Source organism: Undibacterium sp. Ji49W (genome assembly GCF_049340205.1).
Lineage (GTDB): Bacteria > Pseudomonadota > Gammaproteobacteria > Burkholderiales > Burkholderiaceae_D > Undibacterium.
Genome location: NZ_JBMPOW010000005.1, coordinates 19684 through 42262 on the forward strand (window position 1 = coordinate 19684; position 22579 = coordinate 42262).

The window sequence follows — 22579 nt, forward strand, 5'->3', positions numbered from 1 at the left end:
TAAGTAACAGCTGCTCGGGACATAGTTAATATTCAATTTTTTTGTCTGATTGCAAATTAAAAATTTTTAAAACTTTATTAATTTATTACGACAATTAACGCTGCACGCAGGTCTCAGTACCAAAATTTCCACCTTTGAATTCAGGCTCGTAGTAATACTTGCTGAATGTCCATTTGCCAGTCTTGTTTTTCTTAAATGTGGCGATGCCGGTACCAAAGTCTTTGGTGCTTGGATCGATGAGGGCGAAATGCATGGCCATTTGTTGCTTGTCTGCTGCTGCCTGGCCCAGATAGGTGCCATATTCTGGTACCTCGAGTTTGAAACTGTAGGCACCGTACTTGTCGAAACTTTGTGCTGCAACCAGATCCAGAGTGACGGTGCCGGTGTAATCACCTTCGTGGCTGTCATTGCCCTTGCAGTCGTACACGCCGCTGTAATTGTTACCAGTAAAAGCTGGCTTGGTCGCTGCAGTTGCTGTGTCAACCAGGTTTGCAGCCACCAAAGCCAACAGGCAGATCAGGGCAGGACGTATTTTCATGACTGATACCTGTTGATATCTTTTGATTTTTCCACAGGTCTGATGCTGTTTTGAGCGGTTCAGACCTGTTTATAAGTTCCTTGGGGCTTACTTTTTATTTGCTTTGGCCAGGTCTTCATCCAGTTCTTTGCCTGCCTGCATCATTTTGTCCATCATGGGTGCCATCAATTTTTGCATGGAGGACATGGATTCTTGCATCATCGCTGGCATTTTGCTGACGTAGGATTTGCCGGCCGGGGATTTGTAAAAAGCAACAATACCGTCTACATCTTCCTGTGTCAGGGATTTGCTATAAATTTCTATGAAAATGGGCTCGAGTTTGTCCCAGCTCATCTCTTGCTTGCGAACAGCAATGACTTTTTCCCTGAATTTATCCAGCGCTTTTTGACCTTGCTCATTGAGCGGTTTGTCTTTAGTGACTCTTTGCATCATGTTTTTCATCATGCCGTCCATCTGTCCTTCGACGGCAACCAGCATTTGCTGGGTATTTGTCGCTATCAACAATTCTTTCAAGGACGCTTCTGTTGGCTTTTCTGCATGGGCAGATCCACAAACCAGCAATGCCGATAACAATAATTTTGACCAGAGTTTCATGGAAATCTCTTTGTGATTGAACGAGTTACGAATTCTACGGTAGTTCTGGCAAATTGTTTTTTCGATTTTTTTTGCCTGTGGATACCCTTAAATTGAATAACTTTATATATACATGGTAATGATTGTTAACGCAGGCACCTGTCTGTGGATAAGTCGGTAAACATCCACAGAATCAAAAGTTTAAGCAAATGATAAGGCGGTGATAAACCTCTGTATATCCACAGGACAAAATCTGAACAGTAAACCTTGCAGTGAATAATTTATGGCTTACACACAATGCATACAGTGGATATCAGGTAAGTTATCCACAAAGTTTTTTTGTATTTTGTGGTTTTTCCGCTGAATTTCTTTCAAAAAGACCTGGCACGCAGCGTTAGCAAGAGAATTTTTATATTTTAGGAAGCGCAATTTGCAGTCAGGGACCTTTTTTGAGTCACAAATTCGCTTGCATGTCTTCAAAGCTTGTCGCTTTTGGTCATGTTGTTGGGTTGGTGGTAATTTTTTTCGATTGAGGCAAATCAAAAAGAAACTTTTTTTGCAAGTTGAGCAAAAAAATTGCAGAGGCTTATTTTTTTGTAGGGAATAGTTCAAATCACAAGTAATTTTTTTGACGGCGTGTTTTGGTTTAAGGAATAGAAATTTTTTTATCCAAAGAGCAAATGTTTTTTTTAAAAAAAGAAGAATCTCTTTCAGGGGCTGAAGGCCGTTCAATTAGATAACTTAGTTTATATATACATAGTAGTAGTAGTTAACGGCGCGATTTTTTGTGGATAAGTCTGTATTTGTTCACAGAATCAAAAGCTTAGTCCATGTATAGATGTTCTTATAAGTCTTGTATGAAAGAAGAACAGTTTTGGGATAAAAATCCGCATTGGATAAGTCAGGGTGGTTTTGCACAGTTCGTCCTGGGGATATGCATAGACTTGTCCACAGGGCTTTTATTGTGCGCTTACTATGTTTACTGTCTTTTTTTGCGTATTACCGGTCTTTTTGAACTTGCCAGCCTGCTATAAATGGTCTGCGCGTTTGAGGATAGCCGGGGCACAGTTTTGCAAAATGCTGGCAAACAGGCGGGTCGATTGGTGGCAGGATGTGGATAAGTGTTGGCTATAGACAGCTGTATATTCAAGATGGGGAAGGCCACCGCGTGCCCGTTTGAATTGGCTGGCACCAGAGCTATAGTGCAGTTTCAGTTGTTTTTCTTTAGCTTTATGCAATAACAAGGCCATCAGGCGGCGATATAAACCCAGTTCTTGTGGCAGGCTGGTGTCATATCCGATGAGTGGTGTGGTGATATAGCCGCTTTCCGGATGCGCATATAAGCCTATGACGCCGACCAGTTTGCCTTGCCAGCGCAGGGCAAACAGTTCAAGAAACTGGGTTTCCAGGCATAGTTCAAAAAATGCAGGACTGAAATCCGGGTTCAGGTAAGAGTGTTTGTCTATAAATAGTTGACGGAACAATTGCCGCAAAGCGGGTAAATCCTGGATCTGTATGGCTTCATGCGGCAGGATTTCTACCTCGGTATTGGCCAGTAGGCGGGCATCCTGTTTGACGTGGTTGTGTTTCCAGACTGATTTTTCTTGTGGATCACACAGGTAAACCATACGCGAAGGCAGCATTTGCCAGCCGCTGTGGATAAGTTGTTGCGCCAGTGCAGGGTGTAGTGCCGGGCAGATATTGCGCATCATCAGCGGACGTTGTGGATATTTTTGCAGCAGGCTGTCTGTCGCCTGTTGTACGGCAGATGCTGACCAGTCAGGATACAGGTTGGTGGATATCAGGTGATTACCACAGATGGCAGCCTGATCCAGTTTGCTGGCATTCAGTAATGCAGATACCGGGCCGAATAGAATGCAGGAAAGCAGTTGGCCCAGTGCAGCCAGGCCGGGGCTTAACTGGCGCAGCATTTCCTGCCGGGCATATCTTAGCCAGGTTGAACGTGGGCTGGCGACATAACTGTCTTGCCAGTTGCTATGGTCAAGCAGACTGACTGGCTGGCTGTGACCGGCAATCTCGATTGCATCTATTGCGCAATCGGTATTGCTGACCCAGTGCTTGCCGCCCCGGGAACGGGCCGTCAGCAGCCACAGGGCATCGGCCACCACATGCGGTGGTAGGGATGTGTTCAAGTCTGAAAATCAGTATTTGGTGTACAGGTGCATGCCGCCATAGATCGCAGACCGGTCTGTCTTGTACAGCTTGCGGTTATGTTCTGCGTCGGTATGCCAGGCGGCCAGGATGTCTGCCGGCAATTGTGCTTCCAATGGGGATTCGCTGCCGCCGGTACGGAATACGACTTTGGCACCCGGCGCTGCCGTGCGGGTGACTTCTTGCCACAGCTCTGTCAATTGTTGCTGATCCATCCAGTCTTGTGCATCGAGGAAGAGATAGGCATCCATCGAGGCGCGTGGCTGGCCGAGCAGGAAATCGGTCAGTGTCGTGTGGTGCGCATGCAGCCTGTCTATGTTCTGGCGCAGACTGTTGAAATGCTGTTGTTGCAAATACATGGGCAAAGCAGTTTGCTGCCGGGTGTCATAACGACGGGCGAAGGCTTGCTGGGCGAAACAGTTGTGGTCCAGCGGGAAATCACAGGCCAGATGGCGCATTCTTTCCTTGAACAGGACGTGCAGGCCTTCTTTTGCATCTTTTTTAAGTGCTTCAAACTGGGATGGCGGAATACCCAGGCTGTACAGCGCCAGCGGCTGGCTGGCAATCAGGCGGAATAAACGAGTTTCAAATATCGGTGCCACATATTGTTCAAACAGTTGCGCCTGTTCCTGCATGTTGCGGGCTTGCATGAGCTGGCTCATATCGCCACCCATCAGGCGTACAAAAAAATGGGCAAATCCGATGAAGTTGCCCAGCAGGCCATGTTGATAGGCTTCACTGGCGAAATAATGGTAACGCGCTTTGCCGGACAGGGAACGGCTTTCCCAGAAATTGCTGGCGTCGTCGGACAGGTGATTGCGGATATGTCGCTTATAGCGTTTCAGGTTATCGGCCTGGTTGGCATTGCCAAGATAGGCCAGTACTGCCTGGTAGTCGGGCAAATGCTTGATGGCCATTTGTTTCATGTTGAGCATGGCTAGGTGGGCAGCATTCAGGTCCACGGCATGCACGGCAGCCGGCTCGGCAGACAGATAGGCCAGGGCATTGCAACCGCCGGAAGAGATGGTCAGGATATTTGCACCAGGCTTGAGTTGCAGCGCATCCAGATCAGATTGCGGATCTTCCCAGATCTGGGCATACACCAGGCGGCTGAACCAGTGGGCGAACAGCTTGTCTGCCAGACCTTTGCGGCCGGACGTGGTGGAATTGAAAACGGCGCTGTCTATCAGGGCTTTGGTGGACATGCTGGTCTCCACTTATGGTTTAGATAAGGAAGACTGTAGGATGTGCAGGTGACAGGCTGGTGACAGGGAGATGAATTTTCAATGAAAAACAACTAACCATATAAGGATTTGTCAGTAAACCACTCCACAGATGTTGTGGTTTCAGTACAGTTGTTTTTACAGGCTATTTGACCTGTTTTTTTAACTGCCACGTTCTGTGGATAACCTGCGGCGGCGTGCCTTGATGAACATCAGTAACTGGTAAGCAAAGTACAGCGAAGCCAGTACCGGCATGGAGGCAACCAGTATCCACAGGCCACCCGCCAGCGGTACCGGCCCGGACCAGACCAGGATGGGGGCATCGGCTTTATTGCTTTTGGGGATGGCTTTCTGTTTGGGCGCGTCGATTTGCACACCGCTATTTTGCTTGGGCAAATCTTCCGGGGCAACCACAAAGACGGCTTGTGTGCCCTGACTAGCCTGGGCGGGAGGGGCAACTTTGCCGGTTTCAGCAGCAAAAACGGATACACCTGGCAATGCGGTCAGCAGTGGCAAGGCCAGGATCAGGGCAAACTTGAGTTTCATTAATGCAATCGGATTAAAGTATTCTTTACAGCCTGAGCTTGTCAGGTCGTCTTTTCAGCCAGTTTTTTTAAGTTAGCCAGACCGGCTTCAAAGTCGGGGCCCACCATTTTATCCATAAATGGGGCGAATAGCTTCATCATCAGGTTTCCTTCGCTGCTGCCATGCATATCCCAGGTGACTTTGGTACCGCCAGCTTGTACTTCCAGCACCATCGCACCGACCGAAGGTTTGCCCATGTCTTCGAAGTGCAGTTCATATTCGAGTTTCTGGTCGGTAAGAACCTGACTGAACTTCATGCCGCCATTGCCCTGGCTTTTGCTTTTCCAGTCCCAGGCAGCGCCGGGGCCGGATTCTGGTCCGGAATACTGCATTTCCATGGAAGGGTCACGCTGGTTCCATACGGACCAGTTTTTCCACGCCTTAGGTGCAGAAATCAAGGGAAAAATTTTGGCGGGTGGGGCCTGGATAACGATACTACGGCTGACGCTGTATTCATTCGGCAGGGAATAGGCAATACCCAGCAGGACGACGACAAGAGTGACAAGAATACCGGCTACCCATTTGATGATTTTCATTTTCTGCTCCTGTAAGGGGAAGGTAAAAATGCCTACGACCGTGATGGACGTAAATCTAAAGCAAATTCAGTCGCTTATCTATCACTTATCTATCATTATCCACCGCTTATCCACATATTATTCATGGCTTATTGATAGCTTTTTGATAGCTTACTCACAACTTGTCCACACACCTTACCAAGCTATTTATCAACGAATGCGGCCTACGGCAATTTCCCATTCCCGCATGAGGCTGGCTGCCTGATCCCTGCTCATGGTGGGGAAAAACTGTCTGTCCATTTGCCATAATGCAGCACATTCATCGGTACTTTGATAAATTCCTGTTCCCAGCCCGGCCAGGTAGGCCGCGCCAAGTGCCGTGGTTTCTGTCACTTTGGGGCGTATCACGGGTATGCCCAGCAAATTTGCCTGGAATTGCAGCAAGAGATTATTGGCTGCTGCACCACCGTCCACTCTTAGCTCACTGATGGGGGAAACGGCATCCCTGGTCATGGCTTGCAACAGGGCGGTGCTTTGGAAGGCAATCGATTCCAGGGCGGCGCGGGCAATGTGGCCAACGGTACTGCCGCGGCTAAGGCCCAGTATGGCACCCTTGGCGGACGGCACCCAGTAAGGCGCACCCAGGCCGGTGAAAGAGGGCACAAAGACCACGCCGCCAGAATCTGGCACGCTGGCTGCCAGTTCTTCGACATCGGTGGAATGCTGTATGGCTTTTAAACCATCGCGCAACCATTGCACGACGGCACCACCAATAAATACACTGCCCTCAAGGGCATACTGGGGTCGCGTATCGGTCTGGCAGGCGGCAGTGCTGATCAGGCCATTTTGCGATACCGGGCAATTGTCACCCGTATGCATGAGCATGAAGCAGCCGGTGCCATAGGTATTCTTTGCCATGCCAGGGGTAAAACAGGCCTGGCCAAATAATGCTGCCTGCTGGTCACCGGCAATACCGGCGATGGGAATGGCATCTCCCAGCAAGTTGGTTTCACCAAAGCGATGGCTGGACGGCAAGACTTGCGGCAGTAGCGATGGCGGGATGTCAAACCAGTCCAGCAGATCCTGATCCCATTCACCGCGATGGATGTTGTACAGCATGGTGCGTGAAGCATTGCTGACATCGGTGACATGCAGTTTGCTGGCGCTGAGTTGCCAGGCCAGCCAGCTATCAACGGTACCAAAGGCCAGTTCGCCAGCATCGGCACGGCGTCTGGCACCGGGAATCTGGTCCAGCAGCCATTTCAGTTTGGTGGCAGAAAAATAGGGGTCAAGTACCAGGCCAGTCCTGGCCTGTATCTGTTCAGCTTTGCCTTGTTGCCGCAGTTGTTCACAATAGGATTCGGTGCGGCGGTCTTGCCAGACGATGGCATTGGCTAAGGGCTGGCCGGTTTTCCTGTCCCACAGTATGGTGGTTTCGCGCTGGTTGGTAATACCCAGGGCAGCAATGTCACTGGCTTGCAGTCCGGCATTTTGCAATACCTGCGTGCAGGTGGCGAACTGGGTTTGCCAGATTTCGTTGGCGTCATGTTCTACCCAGCCCGGCTGCGGAAAAATCTGGCGGAATTCCTGCTGTGCCGAGGCGATCAACTGACCGCGTTCATTGAAAATGATACTGCGGGAACTGGAAGTGCCCTGGTCTAAAGCAAGCAGATAAGTCATGGAAGATCCTGATTTGTCCCTGTGCCTTCGCTAAGCGATGGTTTATATGTTTTTTTGCGGCTGGTCTTGTGATGCTTGCTACTTGCTGTAGTTTATCTACGCTGACATCTGCTTACAAATTCTTTACTTAGGAACACAGGCAAATATATTGGTATTTGTTATAGTTGAAATATTAATTAAAAGTCGGCATTTGTCGTATTTTTTGCATTTCTAAATCAATACGAGCTCATTCAGGAAAGGTCAGTTTGTGCCCGGTCTCATCAATTTTTCATTGTCTTTACTTATACTGATCCTGATCGCTTTTGGCACCATGCGCAAGAGCCGTCGCCTGATTATGATGGCGTTTTTTTGCATGGTGGTGATCACCTTGCTGGGCTGGTATCAGTATATTTTTCCAACCGGACTAAGTGCCCTGTTCATCACCGGAACCTTGGCTACCGTACTGGTCATCTGTAGCTTTTTCTATGCTGTGTATTCGAATGAAACGGTGTGGTTTGATGTTCAGGACAAGGCTCAGGATAAGTAGGGCAACACAACCCGGTGTTTCTTTGCCCTGACTTGCCTTATTTCACATCCAGCAATTCAATATCAAAAATCAGTTGCGCGTTTGGTGGTATCAGGCCATTGCCTGCCCCTTTGGCACCATAGGCCAGTTCGGGTGGAATGATCAGTGTGCGTTTGCCGCCGACCCGCATGCCAGCCACGCCTTGTTCCCAACCCTTGATCACACGGCCAGCACCGAGGACGAAGCTGAATGTTCCACGGCCTTTTGAACTGTCGAACAGCTTGCCACGTTCCTGCTTGGCGAATGGGTCATGCAGCCAGCCGGTGTAATGCACGACTACGTTGCGGCCAGCGATGGCTTCAAATCCCTTGCCGATTACCAGGTCAATCTTTTGTACGCTGGGCCCTTCTGTCGGTACTGGCACACTTGCTTCTGTTGCCTGGCTCTGGGCTGGCGTTTCCGGGGCAGGGTTTGCATACACGGGTAATGCCTGCAAAAGACTGGTTGCCAGGAGGCTGATGAGCAGACGAGACTTCATTCTTTTATCCTTATGGTTGCTGGAAGTAGGTGCAAGTGTGTGCAATAAGCAGGTGCAAGAAGTAGATGAAGCGGGCATCAGCCGTTTTTGTCTTTGGATGCCTGGATTTTTTTCTCAAACGCAATATCGAGCTTGCTGGCTTTTTTTGGGGCCTGCTTGTGCACATTATTGACGTAGGCAACAAATTCATCCATTTCCATGGGTTCGCCCAGCACTTGCGGTGCGGCATTTTCATCGTCAATGTTTGCCAGGGTCAGGTAAAACCGGCCATCGGCCATGCTGACCATGGAATAGGGGGCATTGTTGCTGCGTTCACGCAGGCGGTTGACAGCATAGCTGGCTTTGGTGGAGCGTGCCATTATTTCAATCCATATTTACGCATGATTTTTTCCATGGTGCCGTCATTGTCCAGTTCTTTGTTGAGCTTGTTGTATAACTCTATACGTTGTTTGTCCATACGGCTATTGCACAGCATGTTCAGTTCCATGGTTTTATATTTGACGGCACGCACAATATCATTTCCAAAGCCTTGCTGCTGGGCCAGAACCATGCCGTGCGATTCTGACACGATCCAGTAATTGAGCCTGTTGTTGACCAGTAGGCGCGGATTGTCTTCATCCTGGTTGGAAAATTCTATCTTGTAACCCTGCTCACTCAGCTGTATGCCGGTAGCGGCATTTTTGTAAGAGCCTATGGAATAAGGTTTGGCATCTTCGAGGGTTTTTAATACCCGGGTGTCGGTTTTGCGCGCATACAAGACCCAGGTATCATTAGTCAGCGGACCTACCCATTTATATAAATTTTCACGGTCGACAGTACGGCGAAAACCGAACAGACAGGTATTGTCTTCATTCAGGGTGGAATTGAGGCCACGGGCCAGCGAGGTACTGCTGATGGTGGAGGTATCACCTGCACGTTTCAGGATTTCCTGTATTTTTTCAGTCAATATGCCCTGGATTTCACCTGTTTTGGGATCTGTGTGAGTGAAGGGTGCATACTCCTGTATCAGCAGTTTGATGGTTTCTGCGTGGCTTAGCTGTGGGGTAAGCGTCAGGCAAAATACGAAGCAAGGTACGAACAATTTCACGACTTGGGTCCCGGTATATTTTTTTAGTGTTGGAAATATACCGCTGAATTTCACGATTTGGCAGTTATTTAGCAGCTATTTTCGCTACATGACGTGGCAATTCCCTACATCTGTCTCTTTATCAGGACTTGGGTGATATGGTCCGCACGAGCATTATTTCCAGATGGCATTCAATAAGGCAAAGCTGGCGGCAATCATGGCTTCGTGCTGACGTTTTTCCTGACAGATGAAACTGAGTTCAGTCGGTACGCTGACTGCATCAGCAATAACCAGGCCATGGGCATGGGCTTCGCGGATGGCGATGGAATCGCGTATCAGGCTGAGGCCGACGCCAGATTTGACCAGATCGAGCATGGATGGCTCCTGATCGACCAGGGCGACGATATTGGCGCTGACGCCGTGTTCATTGAAAATCTTGCTCAGCAGGCGGTGATGGGCCGATTCTGGCGGTGTCCATAGCCAGGGCAGGCGGGCAAGACTGGCCCAGCCCTGGCCTGCTACCCGGTTTTTCCAGCCGCTGGGGGCTACCACGCGGTAATTGAAAGTGGTCAGCGCCAGGCTGTGGCAGGGAGTTTTGCCATCGTCTGGCGGTTGCCCCAGATAAAAGCCGACATCCAGCGTGCCGGCACGGATTTGTTGCAGTACCGTACCCGACATGCCTTGCTGCAACTTTGTGGATAACTGTGGATAAGTCTCAACCAGGCGCTTCAAAAATACCCCCAGGCGGGTGAATTCGGGGTCGAGTATGGTGCCTATCGCCAGCTCGCCAGAAATGGTGTTGTGCAAGGCGTAGGCGGCCTGGCGAAACTCGCTCATGCCAGCCAGTACTTTCTCGGCATAAGGCAGCAGTTTTGCACCATCATTGCTGAGGCGCATGCCGCTGGCGCTGCGTGTGAATAACTGTAGTTGCAGGTAATCCTGCAAGGCTTTAATTTGCAGGCTGACTGCCGGTTGCGTCACATGTAACTGTTCCGCCGCCCGGGTCAGGTTGCCTTCTTTGGCCACAGCGACAAAAGCACGAAGTTGTGTCAAGTCCATTATTAGTGATCCTTATATTGCCATTGATAATAACTCATTGGATTTACGATGAAGAGTGAATTAATCTCATCGGCACCAAGACACAAACATCAATTTACCCCTAAGGTTTACTTATGACATCCACACTATCGCATTATATGAATGGGCAGGCTTATGCCTCCAGCAGCGGCCGCCAGCAGGATGTGTTTAATCCTGCCACGGGCGAGGTCACGGCCCGCGTTGCCCTGGCCAGTCTGGATGAAGTACATGCCGTTATCGCTGCCGCCAAGGCAGCCGCACCGGCCTGGGCAGAAACTGCACCACTGCGGCGTGCGCGTGTGATGTTCAAGTTCAAGGAATTGCTGGACCAGCATCACAAGGAAATGGCCACCCTGATCACCCGTGAACATGGCAAGGTCTTGTCGGATGCCATGGGTGAAGTCACACGCGGTATAGAAATCGTCGAATTTGCCTGCGGTATGCCGCAACTGCTGAAGTCGCAATTTTCTGACAATATCGGTGGCGGCATAGACAATTACAACTTGCGTCAGCCGCTGGGTGTGACGGCCGGTATCACACCTTTCAACTTCCCCTTCATGGTGCCGATGTGGATGGCACCGCTGGCGATTGCGACCGGCAATACCTTCATTTTGAAACCGTCCGAGCGCGATCCTTCCTGCTCTTTGCTGATTGCCGATCTGCTTAAAAAAGCCGGTTTGCCAGATGGTGTTTTCAATGTCGTGCAAGGCGATAAAGTGGCGGTTGACGCCTTGCTCCAGCATCCGGATGTGTCTGCGATTTCTTTCGTCGGTTCTACCCCGATTGCCGAATACATCTATAGCGAAGGCACCCGCATGGGCAAACGCGTGCAGGCTTTGGGCGGTGCAAAAAATCACCTGGTGGTGATGCCCGACGCCAATCTGGAACAGGCCGTGGATGCCCTGATGGGTGCTGCCTATGGTTCTGCCGGTGAACGCTGCATGGCGATCTCGGTCGCCGTTGCAGTGGGCAATGTCGCGGACAAACTGGTGGAAGCCCTGGTGCCACGCGTACAGGCCCTGAAGATCAAAAACGGCATGGAAGCCGATGCCGAAATGGGCCCGGTGGTGACCGCACAACACAAGGCGAAAATTGAATCTTATATCGCTGAAGGCATAGCCGAAGGCGCCCAGTTGCTGGTCGATGGACGTGAGCTGACAGTGCCTGGCCATGAAGGCGGTTTTTTCCTTGGCGGCTGTCTGTTTGATCATGTCAGAGAGGGCATGAAAATCCATCGTGAAGAAATTTTTGGCCCAGTGTTATGCGTAGTCCGCGTGCCTGATTTTGCGTCAGCGGTAGAACTGATCAACCGCCACGAATTTGGTAACGGCGTTTCCTTGTTCACCGCAGACGGCAACACTGCTCGCGAATTTTCCCGCCGCATCCAGGTTGGCATGGTAGGCATCAATGTACCAATTCCTGTGCCGATGGCCTGGCATTCTTTTGGCGGCTGGAAGCGCTCGCTGTTTGGTGATGTGCATGCGTATGGTGAAGAGGGGATACGGTTTTATACGCGTTATAAATCGATTATGCAGAGGTGGCCGGATAGCATAGGAAAAGGGGCGGAGTTTACGATGCCAGTGGCGAAGTAATGGCGTGCCTTGCACCTTCTCCTTCAAGGAGAAGGTGGGGATGAGGATGGGGTTCTGTCGATGAACGGCAATCATATTGTTGTCGCTGTAGGTTGGGCTACGCTTTATCAGCCCAACACTGGGCGCATCAAGCACGTATTCGTTAATTCATGTCGAACCCAAGACCTCTCACCACAGAGGAAGGAAAGACTTCTTGCAAGAAGCCTTCGTTACGCAGGCGTGTGGCATGCCAGACGAATTCCCTGCTACACCACGGAGACACAGAGGAAAAGCGGAGAAATGCCAGTAGATGAACGGTAATCATAATTTCGTCGCTCCAGCGAAGGCTGGAGCCCAGAGGCGTTTGTTGTATACTTGTGTCGCGTGTAAAACGATTGCCCTTCGTGGATGCAAGCCGGGACTCGGCCCGGCGGCCGAATTCCTTTCTTTGCTTCGCCAAAGAAAGGAATCAAAGAAAGGCGACCGCAGACTCGCCCTACGGGTGCTTACGCTGCGCTTCAGCATAATTTGTGCATCACAAAAAATGGGAAAGCTTCGAAACTCGCTACGCTCAAACACGAAGCTTTCTGATCCATTTTCTGTGACGCACAAATTACATCGTCCCAAGCGGATTAAAGTCAAAAATAACAGCAACATCAACGTCAATGCAGCCGGAATTTAAATTGAAATGAATACCGTTAATTAACCTTGGTTTTGGGGGTGTCGTTGTTTTTGACGTTGATGTTGTTTTTGACTTTTCTGCTGTTTTTGACCTTTGCAGTTCCGCTGTGGCGATGCCGTTTGTGCGGTACAGAAAATGGAAAAAGAAGGGCCGATGTTTGAGGTGTAGCTGGGGTTTCGAGGTGCCTGCACCTCGCCAGCGTAACGGCAATCGCTTGCAAGCGATTGTGCGCCCTGCAAGGGAAGCGAGTTGCGGACCTTCCCATTTTTTGTACCGCACAAACGGGGACCCCGAAGGGGCAGCGACGCCGCGGGCGCATTCTTTTGCTTACTTTTCTTTGCAAGAAAAGAAAAGTGAGTAGCTGTCGGGCTACCCCCGACCTGCAATCGTAATGCAGTGACAGAAGTGAATAAATGAGTTAGCGTACAAACACGAAAATCATACCGTAATGATGAAAGCTTGATTTAACTAGCGCAAACCTTTAAACCACTACTCTGACAACCAACCCGGAGCCCTCTCATGTCCCCCATGCAAACCCTCTGCCCCCACCCCATCATCCAGGCCCCCATGGCTGGTGGTGCCACCACGCCCGAGCTGGTGGCGGCAGTGTCGAATGCAGGCGGCCTGGGCTCTCTCGCTGCCCCCTTGCTGACTCCACTGGCCATCATAGAGCAGGCAGAACACATCAGAAGACTGACGGACAAACCCTTCGCCATCAACCTGTTTGTACAAACCCGGCCACAAATCGATTTTGCGGCATTGGAAGCGGCCAAGCTGTTGTTGCAGCCGGTTTGTCAGGAACTGGGCTGGGATAGCCTGCCGACGCCGACACGCTGGTGCGAAGATTTTGAAGCTCAGCTTGATGCCCTTATCACGGCGCGGCCAGCGGTGGCCAGTTTTACCTTTGATGTATTGCACGGCAGCCAGCTGCAACGCCTGCATGATGCGGGCATTCTGGTGGTCGGTACGGCCACCAATGTGCAGGAAGCCATCGTCTGGCAAGCCATGGGGGCGGATGCGGTGTGCCTGCAAGGGGTGGAAGCGGGAGGCCACAGGGGGACCTTCATCGGCGCACAAAAGGATTCGACCCTGGGCCTGTTTGCCTTGCTGGAAGCCTGTAAAGCGCATATCGAGGTGCCATTGATAGCGGCTGGCGGCATCATGGATGGCAGGCAGATCAAACAGGCGTTGCAGGCGGGGGCGCAATGGGTGCAGATGGGCACGGCATTCCTGACGACGAAGGAATCGGCCATCCACCCGGCCTATAAACAGCGCCTGCTGGAAAGCAGCAGCGATACCACGCGTCAGACCCGTGCTTTTTCCGGACGTATTGCGCGTGGTCTGGACAATCATTACATGCAGACCATGGCAGCCCTGGCCGATAAGGTACCTGCTTACCCGATACAGAATGCACTGACTGGCGCCATACGGGCAGCAGCGGCAAAAGCAGGCAATACCGGCCTGATGTCGATGTGGGCCGGGCAGGGCGTGGCCGCAGCAAGGGATTTGACGGTCAGTGAGCTGATGGTCGCACTCGTCGCAGAAATGCAGGACTCATGAATAACAAGGAAAACGGTATGGAAGCAGCAGGACAATATGATTACATCGTTATCGGTGCCGGTACGGCAGGCTGCGTGCTGGCAAACCGCCTGAGCAAGAATCCGGACAACCGGGTCTTGCTGATCGAGGCCGGTGGCAAGGATGACTATGTGTGGATACATATCCCGGTTGGTTATCTGTACTGCATCAATAATCCCCGTACCGACTGGATGTTACGTACCGAGGCAGAAGCGGGCCTGAATGGCCGCAGCCTGATCTATCCGCGTGGCAAGGTATTGGGTGGCAGTTCATCCATCAATGGCATGATCTATATGCGTGGGCAAGAGAGGGATTACCAGCAATGGGCAGACCTGACAGGTGATGACAGCTGGCGCTGGGAACATGTCTTGCCGCTGTTTAAACTGAGTGAAGACCACTACAGCGGTAATACGGAATTCCATGGCAGCGGCGGTGAGTGGAGGGTGGAAAAACAAAGGCTGTCATGGGAAATCCTGGATGCCTTCCGCGAGGCAGCGGCCGAAGTTGGCATACCCAAAAGCGATGACTTCAACCGTGGCAATAATGAAGGTTGTGGTTATTTCGATGTGAACCAGAAACGTGGTGTGCGCTGGAATGCATCCAAGGCATTTCTGAAACCGGCAGCAAACAGACCTAACCTGACCATCATGACCGGTTGCCAGGTGCAAAAGCTGTGCATCAAGGATACGGAACAGGGCAAGCGTTGTACGGGAGTTGAATTTATCGGCGGTGGCCGTAGCTGGTTTGCTGAATCCGTGAAAGAAACGGTGTTGGCGGCGGGGGCCATCGGTTCACCACAGATTCTGCAATTGTCAGGCATAGGTGATGGGGCACATTTACAACAGGCTGGTGTTGCTGTTGTGCATGATTTGCCGGGTGTGGGTGCTAATCTGCAAGATCATTTGCAGATTCGTTCTGCTTTTAAAATCAGCGGTGCCAAAACCCTTAACAAGATGGCCAACAGCTTGCTGGGCAAGGCGCGCATAGGCCTGGAATATGCACTGTTCCAGAGCGGCCCGATGTCGATGGCACCGTCGCAACTGGGTGCGTTTACCCGTTCGGATGCCAGCCAGGCGACCCCCAACCTGCAATACCATGTACAGCCTTTGTCACTGGAAAAATTTGGTGATCCCCTGCATGATTTTCCGGCGTTTACCGCCAGTGTCTGCAATCTGCGCCCTACTTCCCGTGGCCATGTGCGCATCGCCAGCAATGATGCTTCTGCGGCACCGAAAATCGTGCCGAATTACCTGACGACACCGGAAGACCGCAAGATAGCTGCGGATTCCCTGACGCTGACGCGCAAGATCATTGCTGCACCGTCCCTGCAAAAATACAAACCTGAAGAAATGAAGCCAGGCGTGCAGTTCCAGACGGAAGAAGAACTGGCCAGGGCTGCGGGTGACATAGGGACGACGATTTTCCATCCGGTCGGTACTTGCAAAATGGGCCGTGTAGACGATACTGGGGCAGTAGTCGACAGCGCCTTGCGGGTGATCGGCATTGCCGGCCTGCGCGTGGCAGATGCTTCCATCATGCCGACTATAACCTCAGGTAATACCAACTCACCGACTGTGATGATTGCGGAGAAGGCAGCGAGGAGTATATTGGGCGCCTGAACGGTAAAAAAACTTGTAAAACAGTGGAGAGTTTTTCTGCGTGAAACTACTTATAGTAGTTATACCGTATTGTTTAGAAATTGATTTGCTGGTTACTATGAAAAGCTAACATAAAAACTTCCACTTAAATAAAGGAAGTGTTGTCGCATTGGACGTAGTGGATTACACACCATAAGCCAGACAATAAGGAGAAGAGATGACCGACGTCATCCTGGAGACAAAGCGCCTGACCAAAGAGTTCAAGGGCTTTACAGCTGTAAGCGAAGTGAATTTGCAGGTGCAGCGTGGGCATATCCACGCCCTGATCGGCCCTAACGGTGCCGGTAAGACTACCTGTTTCAATTTGCTGACCAAATTTCTTGTCCCGACTTCGGGACAAATCCTGTTCAATGGCCGCGATATCACCTCGGCCAAACCGGCCCAGATTGCGCGGCAGGGCATCATACGTTCATTCCAGATTTCAGCTGTGTTCCCGCACCTGACGGTGATGGAAAACGTACGCATAGGCCTGCAAAGAAAACTGGGTACATCCTTTCATTTCTGGAAAAGCGAACAATCGCTGAACCAGCTCAATGCCCGTGCCATGGAATTGCTGGCCGAGGTCGACCTGACTTCGTTTGCTGATACGGTGACCGTGGATTTGCCATATGGCCGCAAGCGCGCCTTGGAAATCGCCACCACGCTGGCCATGGAACCCGAAATGATGTTGCTGGATGAACCTACGCAAGGCATGGGCCATGAAGATGTGCACAGAGTGACCGAACTCATCAAGAAGGTGTCGGCGGGCCGCACCATACTCATGGTGGAACACAATATGAATGTGGTGTCGGGTATTTGCGACAAGATTTCTGTCTTGCAACGCGGTGCCATGCTGGCCGAAGGTACTTATACAGAAGTATCGACCAATCCCAAAGTCATGGAAGCCTATATGGGCAGTACCAGCGGCGAACTGGAAGGAGCGCACGCATGAGGGCTGCAAATGTTGCTGCACTGGAAATTACCGGCCTGCAAGCCTGGTATGGCGAATCCCATATCCTGCATGACGTGAACCTGAAGGTGAACCAGGGCGAAGTCGTGACCATACTCGGTCGCAACGGCGCTGGCCGCACCACCACCATGCGTGCCATCGTCGGCCTGACGGGCGCACGCAAGGGGTCGATCAAGATCAACGGGCAAGAAGCCATCCACCTGCCTACCCACAAAGTGGCACATCTGGGCGTTGGTTATTGCCCGGAAGAACGGGGGATATTTTCATCCTTGTCCACAGAAGAAAACCTGATGCTGCCGCCGTCTGTGTCGAAAGATAACAAGGGCATGTCGGTTGCCGAGATTTACGAGATGTTTCCGAATCTGGCGGAGCGTAAAAACAGCCAGGGCACGCGCCTGTCTGGTGGCGAACAGCAGATGCTGGCGGTAGCGCGCATCTTGCGCACGGGCGCCCGCCTGTTGCTGCTGGATGAAATTTCTGAAGGTCTGGCACCGGTCATCGTGCAGGCTTTGGCACGCATGATCACAACCCTGAAAGCCAAGGGTTACACCATCGTCATGGTGGAACAGAATTTCCGCTTTGCTGCTCCGCTGGCGGACAGGTTTTACGTCATGGAGCATGGTCAGATCGTGGAGAATTTTGCGGCTGCCCAATTGCAGGAAAAAATGCCGGTCTTGAATGAGTTGTTGGGTGTGTAGGTATGCCTGGTTTTGGTCTGTAAAGTGACTGCCTCGCTGTCTTGGTGACGCAGGGTTGAATAAAAATATGATTGGAGAAGACGCATGAAAGCAACATTCACAAAATTAAAAGTAGCAAGTCTCGCTGTTTCTGCTGCACTGGCTGGCTTTGCGCTGAATGCAAATGCGCAGGTTTCTGGTGATGTGGTCAAAATCGGTTTCATTACCGATATTTCCGGCCTGTATTCTGATATCGACGGCAAAGGCGGTGCTGAAGCCATACGTATGGCGATTGCCGATTTTGGCGGTACAGTACTGGGCAAAAAAATTGAACTGGTCACTGCGGATCATCAAAACAAGGCAGATATCGCTTCTGCCAAAGCGCAGGAATGGTTTGACCGTGACGGCGTTGACATGCTGATAGGCGGTACCAATTCAGGCACATCGTTGTCCATGGCAAAAGTCGCATTGGAAAAGAAACGTGTGTTCATTTCTATCGGTGCAGGCTCGGCCCGCCTGACCAATGAAGAATGCACCACACATACAGTTCACTATGCGTATGACACGGTGGCACTGGCCAAGGGCACAGGTTCTGCAGTCGTCAAACAGGGTGGCAAGAGCTGGTATTTCCTGACCGCCGATTATGCGTTTGGTGCGTCGCTGGAAAGTGATACCGCCAATGTGGTGAAAGCCAGTGGCGGTACTGTGGCCGGTTCGGTCAAACATCCTTTGTCGGCTTCCGATTTTTCTTCTTTCCTGTTGCAGGCGCAGGCATCCAAGGCACAGATTCTTGGCCTGGCCAATGCCGGTGGTGACACGATTAATGCAGTCAAGGCAGCGAATGAATTCGGCGTCACCAAGACCATGAAGCTGGCTGGCTTGCTGATGTTTATCAATGACATCCATTCGCTGGGTTTGAATGCCACCCAGGGCATGTACCTGACCGATAGCTGGTACTGGAACCAGAACGAAGAAGCACGCAAATGGTCACGCCGCTATTTCGAAAAAATGAAGAAAATGCCTTCCAGCCTGCAGGCTGCAGATTATTCCGCCACGCTGACTTACCTGAATGCAGTCAAGGCTGCCGGTACCGACGATACCAACAAGGTCCTGGCGCAATTGAAGAGCATGAAGATCAATGACATGTATGCCAAAAATGGCTACATCCGCGGCGACGGCAGCATGATTCATGACATGTATCTGATGCAGGTGAAATCGAATGCCGAATCCAAGGAACCATGGGATTACTACAAGGTAGCGCAGACTATTCCGGGTGAACAGGCATTCACCACTAAATCAGAATCCAAATGCGTCCTCTGGAAATAATTGAAATCCAATTCTCGGGCGCATAGCGGCGTTGCAAAGCCTCGCAATACTTATGTATTGCTATGTTTTGCGCCTTGCTCTGCATCCCGGTAATTGAATTTTAAAATTGCCGTTGTTTTACTTACGTGAAGCATCCTTTTTAAAGGATGCTTTGACTTTGTAGAAAGTAAAGTTCTCTTAGTCAGATGGACAGGAAGAATGAACAGAGTTTGCCAATAAGATTTGCTCTTCTCTTTGACTTTCTCTGTGTCTCCGTGTCTCTGTGTTGAGAGGTCTTTCCCCTTTTCACCCACCCGTGCATCATCGGGTCATTTTATTTAGAGTGCCATGGAAATATTTGGTATTCCGCTACAGGCGATGCTAAGCCAGCTGTTGCTGGGCTTGGTCAACGGCTCGTTTTACGCGATGCTGTCTCTTGGGCTGGCCGTGATTTTCGGCTTGCTGAATGTGATTAACTTTGCCCATGGTGCGCTATACATGATGGGGGCCTTCCTTGCGTGGATGGGCATGAATTATTTTGGCATCAATTACTGGGTGATGCTGATTGCTGCACCTTTGCTGGTTGGGCTGTTAGGCATCGTCATAGAAAAAACCATGCTGCGCTGGCTGTACAAGCTTGATCACCTGTATGGCTTGTTGCTGACTTTCGGTATTACTCTGCTGCTGGAAGGTTTGTTCCGCTCGGTGTATGGCGTATCAGGCCAGCAGTATTCGGTACCTGAAGCACTGACTGGGGCGACCAATCTGGGTTTCATGATCTTGCCGAATTACCGCGCCTGGGTGGTGGTGGCTTCGCTGGTGGTGTGCTTTGCGACCTGGTTTGTGATTGAAAAAACCAAGCTGGGTGCCTACCTGCGTGCCGGTACTGAAAATCCAAAACTGGTGGAGGCCTTTGGTGTCAACGTGCCGCTGATGGTCACCCTGACCTACGGTTTCGGCGTGGCACTGGCGGCCTTTGCCGGCGTGCTGGCAGCACCGGTGATACAAGTGTCGCCGCTGATGGGTTCCAACCTCATTATTACCGTCTTTGCGGTGGTGGTGATCGGCGGCATGGGTTCGATACTGGGTTCGATACTGACCGGCCTTGGCCTGGGCATTATCGAAGGACTGACACGGGTGTTTTATCCCGAACTGTCGGCCACCGTGGTATTTATCGTCATGACTATCGTGCTCATGATCCGCCCTGCCGGCCTGTTCGGTAAAGAAAAATAAGGGAGCACCCATGATGAATAAAAAGATCGGTTACGGTATCGCGTTTGCGTTGTTGCTGGCAGCACCGTTTGTGGTGTATCCCGTGTTCCTGATGAAGTTATTGTGCTTCGCCCTGTTTGCCTGTGCCTTCAATTTGCTTATCGGGTTTACCGGTTTGCTGTCGTTTGGTCATGCAGCGTTTTTCGGTGGTGCCGGTTATATTACCGGCTGGGCATTGCGTGACGCTGGCTTGCCGACCGAGTTGGGCATTCTGTTGGGAGTAGGGGCCGCGGCATTGATCGGTTTGTTGATGGGTATGCTGGCGATACGGCGCCAGGGTATTTACTTCACCATGATCACGCTGGCGCTGGCGCAGATGCTGTATTTTGTGTTTTTACAGGCCAAGTTTACCGGCGGCGAAGATGGCTTGCAGGGCATACCGCGTGGCAAGCTGCTGGGCATGATTGATCTGAGCGTGGACCTGAATCTGTATTACCTGGTGCTGGCCATTGCCGTTGGCGGTTTCGTCATCATCATGCGCACGGTGCAGTCACCGTTTGGCCAGGTATTGAAGGCGGTGAAGGAAAATGAACCACGTGCCATCTCGCTCGGTTATGACGTCGATAAATACAAATTGCTGGCCTTTGTCCTGTCTGCTGCACTGGCCGGTTTGGCAGGTGCCACCAAAACGCTGATATTCAGCTCAGAGACGCTGACGGATGCACACTGGTCCATGTCAGGCCTGGTGGTCCTGATGACCCTGGTGGGCGGTCTGGGCACGCTGGTGGGCCCTATTGTTGGTGCCGTCATCATCATCGCCCTGGAAAACAAGCTGGGCGAACTGGGCAACCTGCTGGCAGATGTGACGACGGTGGAATGGTTCCGCAGTATCGGTGATTCTGTCACCATCGTCACCGGCCTGATTTTCATCGTCTGCGTACTGGCTTTCCGGCGCGGTATTGTGGGGGAATTTATTGCTTTTGTTGGACGAACTGGGAAAATAAAAGTTGGTTGAAGTTTTGAGTCGCTAAAGCCTAAATTTTAGCCGTAAATATAGTAATCTCAAGTGTTGAAAGCGTAATCAGTATTAATAGTTGTATTGTTTAACGTACTTCTTGTGAGGGCGATTATGGCTAGAGAATCTGTAATTTATCAGATATTCCTTGCATCTCCATCGGACGTCGCTGAAGAGAGAGCGATATTGGAAACTGTAGTTACACAATTGAATCAAATATGGAGTTCCACGCTTGGAATAAGTTTTGAAGTTTTGAAATGGGAAACAAATGTTCGCCCCATCTTTTCAGACGATCCACAGCACGCTATCAACGAACAAATCGCTCTTGAATATGATGTATTCATTGGTATTTTTTGGGGGCGTATAGGCACGCCAACCCCGCGTGCGGAATCTGGCTCGATAGAAGAATTTAATAGAGCATATTCGCGCTTTAAAAGTACCGAAAATACACCACAAATAATGATTTATTTTAAGGACGCTCCAATAGCGCCATCAAGAATCGATGTAGATCAATTAAAAGAGGTGAAAAGGTTTAGGGAGTCACTCCCGAGTAAAGGTGGTCTTTACTCAGTTTTTGAAGATTTGAGTGGATTTGAATCATCTCTACGTGCGCATCTCTCCATGGTTGCACAAAATCTTTCCACAAAGTCTCGCCGATCTCACGTGGAGGTGATGTCTCAAACAGATGGTGCGCAAATTGCACATAACTATTCAGAAGAAGATGACTACGGGTATATTGATTACATTGAAATTTATGAATCTAGACTCGCTGACATGATAGCTGCGTTAACAGTCGTGAACGAGGCGACTGTTAGAATAGGCGAGCAACTGACTCAACGAGCACAAGAATTTAATATTCGTGATCAAACTGATTCGAAAGATGTTCGGCGACATATAAAGCGAGCTGCGGACGACATAACAATCTATGCGGAAATTGTGAGTACTCAAAATTTACTTATATCTGCTTCAAGAAAAGAGGCATTCGCAGCGTTGAGTAACGCATTGGCGCTTCAAAGCAATTTTTCAACAAAAGATGAAGAGATTCATGGCCTTAAAGGAACATTAGTCTCGCTAATTGAAAGTACATTCACTGCTAAGGAAGGTATCACCAGTCTGCGAACTGCGGCAGATAGTCTTCCTAGAATTAGCAAAGAGCTCAATAAAGCGAAGCGTATTGTAGTTACTGAATTAGATTTATTTATTGCAGAGATTGATAACGTAAGATCTACTGTAAACAATATTCTTGAGTCAATTGATCGAATTGAATAATGTGCCTTTTATTGTGTTTGATTTATCTAAGGTGAAATTTTTAATAAGTAATTGTTTTTTAAATTTATTGAAAAACTGAAATTGTTTGAAAGCTTTGAATAGTTTGTTTCATGAAAAGTCCTGTATCTGATTGAACTGCAGGGCTTTTGCATTTTTGCCGCGCGTTTGTTTTGTGCCAGAATATGGCATCC

21 protein-coding genes are annotated in these 22579 nt (G+C 50.3%); 10 read left to right on the plus strand and 11 right to left on the minus strand.

The window, feature by feature from the left end; genetic code table 11:
- Positions 1 to 94: 94 nt before the first annotated feature.
- From ACO0LK_RS07330 to glpK, 7 genes are all read right to left on the minus strand, one after another.
- On the minus strand, positions 95 to 538 hold the full coding sequence (locus tag ACO0LK_RS07330) for a hypothetical protein (protein WP_422973645.1): 444 nt from the start codon (positions 536 to 538) through the stop codon (positions 95 to 97).
- An 87-nt stretch (positions 539 to 625) separates the two neighbouring features.
- Positions 626 to 1132 (minus strand): DUF2059 domain-containing protein, encoded by a 507-nt coding sequence (locus ACO0LK_RS07335; RefSeq protein ID WP_422973647.1) that lies wholly within the window; start codon positions 1130 to 1132, stop codon positions 626 to 628.
- A 1007-nt stretch (positions 1133 to 2139) separates the two neighbouring features.
- Positions 2140 to 3264 (minus strand): hypothetical protein, encoded by a 1125-nt coding sequence (locus tag ACO0LK_RS07340; RefSeq protein WP_422973649.1) that lies wholly within the window; start codon positions 3262 to 3264, stop codon positions 2140 to 2142.
- 9 nt (positions 3265 to 3273) lie between these two features.
- A complete protein-coding gene (locus tag ACO0LK_RS07345) occupies positions 3274 to 4488 on the minus strand; it encodes a DUF3419 family protein (protein WP_422973651.1) in 1215 nt (404 codons plus the stop codon).
- Between the two features lie 180 nt (positions 4489 to 4668).
- Positions 4669 to 5052, minus strand: coding sequence for a hypothetical protein (locus ACO0LK_RS07350; RefSeq protein WP_422973653.1), 384 nt, complete (start codon positions 5050 to 5052; stop codon positions 4669 to 4671).
- 41 nt (positions 5053 to 5093) lie between these two features.
- A complete protein-coding gene (locus ACO0LK_RS07355; RefSeq protein ID WP_422973655.1) occupies positions 5094 to 5627 on the minus strand; it encodes an SRPBCC family protein in 534 nt (177 codons plus the stop codon).
- A gap of 189 nt (positions 5628 to 5816) precedes the next feature.
- Positions 5817 to 7286 carry a glycerol kinase GlpK gene (gene glpK, locus ACO0LK_RS07360; protein ID WP_422973657.1) on the minus strand — a complete coding sequence of 490 codons (1470 nt, stop codon included), beginning with the start codon at positions 7284 to 7286 and terminating at the stop codon, positions 5817 to 5819.
- A gap of 271 nt (positions 7287 to 7557) precedes the next feature.
- On the opposite strand from glpK, the gene ACO0LK_RS07365 reads away from it, so the two are divergent.
- A complete protein-coding gene (locus ACO0LK_RS07365; protein ID WP_422973659.1) occupies positions 7558 to 7812 on the plus strand; it encodes a hypothetical protein in 255 nt (84 codons plus the stop codon).
- Between the two features lie 37 nt (positions 7813 to 7849).
- Here the strand turns inward: ACO0LK_RS07365 and ACO0LK_RS07370 are convergent, their stop codons facing one another.
- The 4 genes from ACO0LK_RS07370 to ACO0LK_RS07385 all read right to left on the minus strand — a co-directional run bounded on the left by ACO0LK_RS07370 (position 7850) and on the right by ACO0LK_RS07385 (position 10454).
- The gene (locus ACO0LK_RS07370) at positions 7850 to 8329 is read right to left on the minus strand and encodes an FKBP-type peptidyl-prolyl cis-trans isomerase (RefSeq protein WP_422973661.1); all 480 of its coding nucleotides are present in this window, start codon (positions 8327 to 8329) and stop codon (positions 7850 to 7852) included.
- A gap of 77 nt (positions 8330 to 8406) precedes the next feature.
- Positions 8407 to 8688 carry a hypothetical protein gene (locus tag ACO0LK_RS07375; protein WP_422973663.1) on the minus strand — a complete coding sequence of 94 codons (282 nt, stop codon included), beginning with the start codon at positions 8686 to 8688 and terminating at the stop codon, positions 8407 to 8409.
- Positions 8688 to 9416 (minus strand): substrate-binding periplasmic protein, encoded by a 729-nt coding sequence (locus tag ACO0LK_RS07380; RefSeq protein ID WP_422973665.1) that lies wholly within the window; start codon positions 9414 to 9416, stop codon positions 8688 to 8690. Before ACO0LK_RS07380 ends, ACO0LK_RS07375 begins: the two co-directional genes overlap by 1 nt.
- A gap of 153 nt (positions 9417 to 9569) precedes the next feature.
- A complete protein-coding gene (locus ACO0LK_RS07385) occupies positions 9570 to 10454 on the minus strand; it encodes a LysR family transcriptional regulator (RefSeq protein WP_422973667.1) in 885 nt (294 codons plus the stop codon).
- Between the two features lie 113 nt (positions 10455 to 10567).
- Here ACO0LK_RS07385 and ACO0LK_RS07390 point away from each other — a divergent pair, with 113 nt between their 5' ends.
- The 9 genes from ACO0LK_RS07390 to ACO0LK_RS07430 all read left to right on the plus strand — a co-directional run bounded on the left by ACO0LK_RS07390 (position 10568) and on the right by ACO0LK_RS07430 (position 22388).
- Positions 10568 to 12064, plus strand: coding sequence for a CoA-acylating methylmalonate-semialdehyde dehydrogenase (locus tag ACO0LK_RS07390; protein ID WP_422973669.1), 1497 nt, complete (start codon positions 10568 to 10570; stop codon positions 12062 to 12064).
- A 1180-nt stretch (positions 12065 to 13244) separates the two neighbouring features.
- On the plus strand, positions 13245 to 14285 hold the full coding sequence (locus ACO0LK_RS07395) for an NAD(P)H-dependent flavin oxidoreductase (RefSeq protein WP_422973671.1): 1041 nt from the start codon (positions 13245 to 13247) through the stop codon (positions 14283 to 14285).
- Positions 14286 to 14302: 17 nt separating this feature from the next.
- Positions 14303 to 15922, plus strand: coding sequence for a GMC family oxidoreductase (locus tag ACO0LK_RS07400; RefSeq protein ID WP_422974133.1), 1620 nt, complete (start codon positions 14303 to 14305; stop codon positions 15920 to 15922).
- 196 nt (positions 15923 to 16118) lie between these two features.
- Entirely contained in the window at positions 16119 to 16892 is a 774-nt protein-coding gene (locus tag ACO0LK_RS07405) for an ABC transporter ATP-binding protein (RefSeq protein ID WP_186945774.1), read from the plus strand.
- A complete protein-coding gene (locus ACO0LK_RS07410; protein WP_422973673.1) occupies positions 16889 to 17608 on the plus strand; it encodes an ABC transporter ATP-binding protein in 720 nt (239 codons plus the stop codon). Before ACO0LK_RS07405 ends, ACO0LK_RS07410 begins: the two co-directional genes overlap by 4 nt.
- A gap of 84 nt (positions 17609 to 17692) precedes the next feature.
- Positions 17693 to 18913 (plus strand): ABC transporter substrate-binding protein, encoded by a 1221-nt coding sequence (locus ACO0LK_RS07415; protein ID WP_422973675.1) that lies wholly within the window; start codon positions 17693 to 17695, stop codon positions 18911 to 18913.
- Between the two features lie 327 nt (positions 18914 to 19240).
- Positions 19241 to 20125, plus strand: coding sequence for a branched-chain amino acid ABC transporter permease (locus ACO0LK_RS07420; RefSeq protein ID WP_186945777.1), 885 nt, complete (start codon positions 19241 to 19243; stop codon positions 20123 to 20125).
- A 13-nt stretch (positions 20126 to 20138) separates the two neighbouring features.
- Entirely contained in the window at positions 20139 to 21119 is a 981-nt protein-coding gene (locus tag ACO0LK_RS07425) for a branched-chain amino acid ABC transporter permease (protein ID WP_422974135.1), read from the plus strand.
- Positions 21120 to 21233: 114 nt separating this feature from the next.
- Positions 21234 to 22388 carry a hypothetical protein gene (locus tag ACO0LK_RS07430; protein WP_422973678.1) on the plus strand — a complete coding sequence of 385 codons (1155 nt, stop codon included), beginning with the start codon at positions 21234 to 21236 and terminating at the stop codon, positions 22386 to 22388.
- Positions 22389 to 22579 lie beyond the last annotated feature (191 nt).